Genomic DNA, 6,536 nt, shown 5'->3' with positions numbered 1-6,536 from the left:
TTGAAACAAGCGCGGGAGAATACCTCAAAGGAAAAGCCGTCTACCCAAACGTCGATTTCTATTCCGGCATCCTATACGAGAAAATGGGAATTGAGACCGACCTTTTTACCCCCATCTTTGCCATGGCCAGAGTCTCCGGCTGGCTTGCACATTGGCTTGAACAGTTGCGGGAGAACAAGCTCTTTCGGCCTGATCAAATTTACTCTGGCGACCACAACCGGTCCTATGTGCCGCTCGACCGGCGGACCTAGTCTCGGTCGGACGGCCCGTCACCCCCTTGACTCTACACGCGCCCGATTTATCTCTTTGCATAAGACGGCTGAGTCGGCGCAGCGCCTAGGTAACGAAAATTCATTATCAAAAATGCAAAGAGGAGGTTGAGCCATGTCGCTTGTACGATGGGATCCGTTTCGTGAGTTAGAGGATATGTCTGAACGTTTGAACCGTGTATTTGCGCGTCCGTCGATGCGCAATTCAGGGAAAGAAAATTTGACTGTCGCGGACTGGATGCCCGTAGTGGATATCAGCGAAAGCGACGGAGAGTACCTCATCAAGGCTGAACTGCCGGAGGTTAAGAAAGAGGATGTCAAGGTTACCGTCGAAGATGGCGTGCTGACGATTCAAGGCGAGCGCCGGCAGGAGAAAGAAGAGAAGGGGAAGAAGTATCACCGAGTCGAACGCTCGTATGGAAGTTTCGTGAGGAGCTTCGCTCTCCCTGAATCGGTCGATGAGGGTGCGGTCAAGGCCGAGTATAAAGACGGTGTCTTGAACCTGCACCTCCCGAAGAGCGAAAAGGTGAAGCCGAAAGCGATCGACGTCAGAGTTTCATAAACGGGTCATCGCTCAGCAACAGAAAAGGCCCGCGCAAGCGGGCCTTTTTGTTCCTTCTACCCCTCTTGCATCACCATTTCCCACTGTTGTTCATCCAATCCATATCGCAAGACATAGCGCCGGTTGTCGCTCGCAAGGACACGGAAGTAACAGTGTGTTTCGCTGTACCAGCGATCGACCACCCTTGATATCTGCAACGTCACGCCGTCGAGCGTAAACGATCGCGGCGTTTCTTCCCCTTTGTATCCGGCGTAGGCGTCAACTGACAGGCTGGGGTCATTCATGGACATGACTCTTGTGGAACCGGGCAATCCGAGTTTATCATGGCGCCCGCGGCGAGCAAGAACCTTTATTGATGGAGCGGAGCGCATGAAGACGAACCAGAACAAGACGACATCCGTCACAACCAGAATCGAACGCGATACGATGGGGGAGTTGGCCGTGCCGGCCGACGCCTATTACGGAGTGCAGACCGCGCGCGCGATCGAAAACTTTCCGATTAGTCCGCTCCGTATGCCTCGGTCGGTGATCCGGGCAATGGGACTGATCAAACGAGCTGCGGCTTCCGTCAACCATTCGCTTGGTCTGCTCGACAAGAAACCGGCCGACGCCATCAAAAGGGCGGCCACCGAAGTGGTCGACGGCAAGTTGGACGGTGAATTTCCCGTCGATATTTTTCAGACCGGCTCCGGAACCTCGACGAACATGAACACGAACGAAGTCATTTCCAACCGGGCTACTGAACTGCTCGGTGGTCTTCGAGGAAGCAAGCTCGTTCACCCCAATGACCACGTGAACCTCGGCCAATCGAGCAACGATGTGATCCCGACCGCTATTCACATTGCCGCCTCGGAATCCATCAAAAACCAGCTCATCCCGGCGTTGACGAAATTGCAGAAAGCCCTTGCCAGAAAGGCGCGGGAGTTCGACAGGATCGTGAAAATCGGCCGCACCCATTTGCAGGATGCCACTCCTGTTCGATTGGGCCAGGAGTTTGGCGGTTACGCGAGGCAGATCGAACTGGCTATTCAGCGGGCGAAGCTGGCGCAATCGGCCTTGTGTGAAGTGGCGCTAGGGGGCACCGCCGTTGGGACCGGACTTAACTGCCATCCTAAATTGTCCGCGAAGGTCATGGCGATTATCTCGAAAGAAACTGGCTGTCTGTTCAAGGAGGCGACCAACCATTTCGAAGCGCAATCGGTACAGGATTCGCTTGTCGAGGCCAGCGGCCAACTGCGAACGATCGCAGTGAGCCTTATGAAGATCGCCAATGATATTCGCTGGCTTGGTTCTGGTCCCCGCTGTGGGTTGGGAGAGATCAATCTGCCAGAGACGCAGCCTGGTTCTTCCATCATGCCGGGGAAGGTCAACCCCGTTATTGCCGAATCTGTCACAATGGTCTGCGCGCAGGTCATCGGGAACGATGTGACCGTAACGGTCGGTGGGCAGGCAGCCAACTTCGAACTGATCGTCATGCTGCCGGTCATGGCCTATAATCTGTTGCAGTCGATTGAACTGCTGGCGACCGCCTCGAACAACTTTGCCGCGAAGTGCATCGAAGGGATCAAGGCCAACGAGGAGCGGTGCAAGAGTTTGATTGAAGAAAGCCTTGCCATGTGCACGGCGCTGGCGCCGGCGATCGGTTACGAAGCCGCCGCCAAGATCGCCAAGGACGCTTACAAGACGGGAAAGACCGTGCGCCAAGTGGCAAAGGAACAAAAAGTTCTGCCGGAAAAGAAACTCACCCAGCTCTTGAATCCCTGGCGCATGACGGAACCGGGCGGTCCCGTCGGGAGTGCAGGAGGATAATCTGGCGGGTTGCCTGCTCTGTTCGTTTGTCCGAAATGCTTCGCGTCTTCCGATACTTTGACACTCAGAAAGCGACTATGCTAACGTCCGCGGAAATGTTGAGGTTCTGACTCTTTTTATCATTCAATCCCTGGGAACATCGAATGAGTACACAGCAGAAGCACGTGATAATTGTGGCAGGCGCGGGACCAGCTGGAATGGCGGTTGCCTCATCCCTTGCAAAAGAGGGTCATGACGTCATCATTTTGAATCGCGATATCAAGTTCGGCGGATTGGCCGAATACGGCATTTTCCCTTCCAAGTTGAAGCTCCGGGGCGGGCTCAAGAAACAGTATTGGGAACTCCTTGAACAGCCGAATGTCCATTATTTCGGCAACGTGTCCATCGGCAATGGCAAAGATCTTACGGTCGAGGAGGTGTGCAATCTCGGCGCGAGTGCAGTGGTCTTCGCTATCGGTGCGCAGGGCACGAAGGCGATCGGAGTGGAAGGGGACAGCGCGAAAGGTGTGTTCCACGCGAAGGATGTCGTCTACCATTTCAATCGCCTACCGGGATTCGGCGATAAACCTTTCGATATGGGCAAGCACGTCGCTGTGATAGGCGCGGGTGACGTAATGGTGGATATTGCCCACTGGTTGACGCGCTATAAGAAGGTGGAGCGCGTGACGGCTATCGTGCGTCGCGGACCTGCTGAACGGAAGTACAATCCAAAAGAGATCCGTGCGGTCTGCGCCAACATGGATCTGGATGGAATCAAAGCGGAATTCGCCAGAATCAAAGATCGTCTCGTCGCTGTCGGGCAGAACCCCGATGAGATCCACAAGGGGCTGGTCGACGAGTTCACGAAATGCGAGCCGAAGGTGAGCACCACCAAGATGGGGTTCCGGTTCCTGGCCTCGCCCAAGAAAATTCTCGTTGACGGCAACAATCGGATCCGAGCCCTCGAGATGGAAGACAACAAACTGGAGCCGAAAGGTGAGGACACGGCAGCCGTCGGACTGAAGCAGTACTACGAGTTTCCCTGTGACGCGGTTGTTTTTGCGGTGGGTGACAAGGTCGATGAGACCGTCGGCCTTCCATACAAGGGCGGTGTCTACGTAACGAATCCTAACAAGACCGGCAACGATCCGGATGATGCACTGTTCCAGGCCTACGACGAGGGAACGGGGAAGGTCGTCAATGGTGTGTTTCTGGCCGGCTGGGCTCGCAAGGCGAGCGAGGGGCTCGTCGGTGTGGCCAAGCGAGACGGCGACTGGTGTGCTGAGGTCGTTACACGCTACCTGTCAACGAAAAGTGTTGGCAGCCAAGCCAAGGCGGTGCTCGACAAGTTGCACGCTATGTTAAAGGCCCGCAAGAGCCGGCCGGTCGATGTAAAGGAAATTCGAATTCTGGAAGCCGCTGAGAAGGCTCACCAGGGAGCAAATGATTGTATCGGCGAGTTCAAGTACGTGACGAATCAGGAAATGATCACGTTAATCGAGAAGGGGAGGGCGTAACCCAACGCCCTCTCTTCACATCTTCACGCGTCTCCCCACTTCAGTTTCTCACGCAGCACTGAAAAGTAATTCGTCTCCGGAAAGCGGATGAGTTTAGTTCGAAATTCTGAAGCCTTGATCACTACCGTATCGCCTTGCGTTAAGGCGACTCCGACCTGGCCGTCGAGTGTGGCCATGGCTCCTTCGTCCTTGCTTGTCAACGTCACATCGATTTCTGAATCGTCTGGTACGATAATAGGCCGGTGAGTTAGGGTGTGCGGACAAACGGGTGTCAAGATCAAGGAATGCACTGCGGGGTTGATGATCGGTCCGCCGGCGGATAGCGAATAGGCGGTCGAACCGGTCGGCGTACTGATGATTAGTCCGTCGCCACGCAAGTTCGTGACGAAGTGGCCTTGAATTTCGATCTTCAGTTCGATCATGCGGGCCAATGTGCCTTTGCTGATCACAACATCGTTAAGAACGACGCCTTGCGCCACTGTTTCGCCGTGGCGGTGAATATGGATTGCAAGCATGAGGCGTTCATCGAGGACGAACTCATTCGCGAAGACACGTTCAAGCGATGGATAGAGATGGTCCAGCCTGACTTCGGTCAAAAATCCGAGCCCTCCCATGTTCACGCCGAGGATTGGAATACCTCGCTCGCCGGCTAGACGGGCGGCATTCAACATCGTGCCGTCACCACCCAAGACCAACAGCACATCGGCGCGGCTGGCCAGTTGGGTTTTTTGAAGGCCGCCTTTCTCACCGAGGAGAGTGGCCGAGGTCGTGTCGAGGATGACGTCAATGTTCCGTTCGCGTAACCAAGAGACGACGGCCTGGAGTGTAGACTTAACCTCCGGAAACTTTGGCTTCGTCAAAATGCCGATGCTTTTGCTTTTCATGAGATCTGGTTTGTGACCGAGCTAATGGGACATTTTGTAGAAGGTGCGGGATTCTATCGGGAGGGTTCTTTTGAAGTCAACGAACGGGAAGATGCATCATTCTCCGTACAACTTTCGCTGTGATGTAATTCCTGCGCAATCTTGACACTCCACAGCCTTCTAGTTAGAATTAGGCCAGATTTTTCGAAGGGTTTGCCCTCGTCGACTACGTACAGGCCCCAGCTATCAAGCTATTAAGGAGGCAGGATGTTCGAACGATTCACGGACAAGGGTCGGAAGATCATCATCCTGGCGCGGGAGGAAGCCGAGCGTCATCAGAATGACTATCTCGGGACAGAACATCTTGTTCTGGCGATCCTTCGCGAATCTGATGGCATTGCCCTGATGATCTTGAAAAAAATGGGGCTTTCGACCGAGCAGATCCGCTTGGAAATCGAGCGGAACCTGCCTGGCGGCGGTACTACGATGACCTTTGGAGAAATTCCCTTCAGCCCGAGGGTCAAGAAGGTCATTGAATACGGGGTTGAAGAAGCGCGGCTCCTTGGGCACAACCATATCGGCAGCGAACATCTCCTTCTAGGATTGCTTCGTGAAGAAGAGGGGATCGGCGGCAAGATCCTCCGTAGTTTGGGAGCCAATCTCCTGACTGCAAGACAATTGACCGTCACCTTCCTCAGAAAGTCTGCTCCGCGTGAACGCGACCGGAAGAGCAATACGCCGGCGCTGGACGAGTTCGGGCGTGACCTCACGCAAATGGCTCAAGAAGGTCAGCTTGATCCGGTGATCGGCCGGGCTGATGAAATCGAACGCGTGCTCCAAATTCTGAGCCGCCGTACGAAGAACAACCCTGTGCTGATTGGAGAATCAGGCGTCGGGAAGACAGCGATCGTCGAAGGGTTGGCTCAACGAATCGTACAGTCTGAAGTTCCGGACAATCTGCTGTCGCGACGTGTCATCGCATTAGATCTCGGGTCTTTGGTCGCCGGTACGAAATACCGTGGTCAGTTCGAAGAACGGCTCAAGGTCGTCATGAAGGAAATCGTGCAGGCCGGGAATATCATTATCTTCATCGACGAGTTGCACACTTTGGTTGGAGCGGGAGCGGCGGAAGGTTCGATCGATGCATCTAACATGTTAAAGCCGGCTCTGTCTCGTGGCGAGATCCAGTGCATCGGCGCGACGACCCTGGACGAATACCGCAAACACATTGAGAAGGATGGTGCGCTCAAGCGCCGTTTCCAACCGATTTATGTGCAGCCGCCGAGCCTGGACGAGACCGTTCGCATCATTCAGGGGCTGCGTGATCGCTATGAAGAACACCATGGCGTCGAAATCACAGAAGATGCGATCGTCGAAGCGGTCAAGCTCTCCGACCGGTACATTACGGATCGTTTTCTTCCTGATAAGGCAATAGATTTGATCGACGAGACGGGCTCGCGCGCCAAGCTCCAAGCCTACGCGCTTCCCGGGGAACTCAAGGCGATGGAGCAAGAGCTGAAGAAGGTGTCGCGCGACA

General features: G+C 54.7%; 7 protein-coding genes. 5 read left to right on the top strand and 2 right to left on the bottom strand.

Annotated features, from left to right (window positions below):
* Nucleotides 1-251 (top strand): citrate/2-methylcitrate synthase (locus tag ACWVCN_RS11855; protein ID WP_455245969.1); only part of this gene is annotated, 251 nt, incomplete at its 5' end.
* A gap of 133 nt (nucleotides 252-384) precedes the next feature.
* Nucleotides 385-831, top strand: a complete 447-nt coding sequence (locus ACWVCN_RS11850) for an Hsp20/alpha crystallin family protein (RefSeq protein WP_455245968.1) — start codon at nucleotides 385-387, stop codon at nucleotides 829-831.
* Nucleotides 832-887: 56 nt separating this feature from the next.
* Here ACWVCN_RS11850 and ACWVCN_RS11845 read toward each other — a convergent pair whose 3' ends face one another.
* Nucleotides 888-1,115, bottom strand: a complete 228-nt coding sequence (locus ACWVCN_RS11845; protein WP_455245967.1) for a hypothetical protein — start codon at nucleotides 1,113-1,115, stop codon at nucleotides 888-890.
* Nucleotides 1,116-1,200: 85 nt separating this feature from the next.
* Between ACWVCN_RS11845 and ACWVCN_RS11840 the strand changes: the two genes are divergently transcribed.
* Nucleotides 1,201-2,640, top strand: coding sequence for a class II fumarate hydratase (locus tag ACWVCN_RS11840; protein ID WP_455245965.1), 1,440 nt, complete (start codon nucleotides 1,201-1,203; stop codon nucleotides 2,638-2,640).
* A gap of 143 nt (nucleotides 2,641-2,783) precedes the next feature.
* On the top strand, nucleotides 2,784-4,136 hold the full coding sequence (locus tag ACWVCN_RS11835; protein ID WP_455245964.1) for an FAD-dependent oxidoreductase: 1,353 nt from the start codon (nucleotides 2,784-2,786) through the stop codon (nucleotides 4,134-4,136).
* 23 nt (nucleotides 4,137-4,159) lie between these two features.
* Here ACWVCN_RS11835 and ACWVCN_RS11830 read toward each other — a convergent pair whose 3' ends face one another.
* Nucleotides 4,160-5,020 carry an NAD(+)/NADH kinase gene (locus tag ACWVCN_RS11830; protein ID WP_455245963.1) on the bottom strand — a complete coding sequence of 287 codons (861 nt, stop codon included), beginning with the start codon at nucleotides 5,018-5,020 and terminating at the stop codon, nucleotides 4,160-4,162.
* 246 nt (nucleotides 5,021-5,266) lie between these two features.
* Between ACWVCN_RS11830 and ACWVCN_RS11825 the strand changes: the two genes are divergently transcribed.
* On the top strand, nucleotides 5,267-6,536 hold a 1,270-nt coding region (locus ACWVCN_RS11825), incomplete at its 3' end, for a Clp protease N-terminal domain-containing protein (RefSeq protein WP_455245961.1).

This window comes from Petrachloros mirabilis (genome assembly GCF_975968855.1).
Note: the sequence above shows the minus strand (reverse complement) of the source record. Positions and strands in the feature narration are given on the sequence as shown.

Coding starts and splice junctions, on each gene's coding strand:
- ACWVCN_RS11850 (WP_455245968.1), top strand. CDS start 385: ATGTCGCTTGTACGATGGGATCCGTTTCGTGAGTTAGAGGATATGTCT.
- ACWVCN_RS11840 (WP_455245965.1), top strand. CDS start 1,201: ATGAAGACGAACCAGAACAAGACGACATCCGTCACAACCAGAATCGAA.
- ACWVCN_RS11830 (WP_455245963.1), bottom strand. CDS start 5,020: ATGAAAAGCAAAAGCATCGGCATTTTGACGAAGCCAAAGTTTCCGGAG.
- ACWVCN_RS11835 (WP_455245964.1), top strand. CDS start 2,784: ATGAGTACACAGCAGAAGCACGTGATAATTGTGGCAGGCGCGGGACCA.
- ACWVCN_RS11845 (WP_455245967.1), bottom strand. CDS start 1,115: ATGAATGACCCCAGCCTGTCAGTTGACGCCTACGCCGGATACAAAGGG.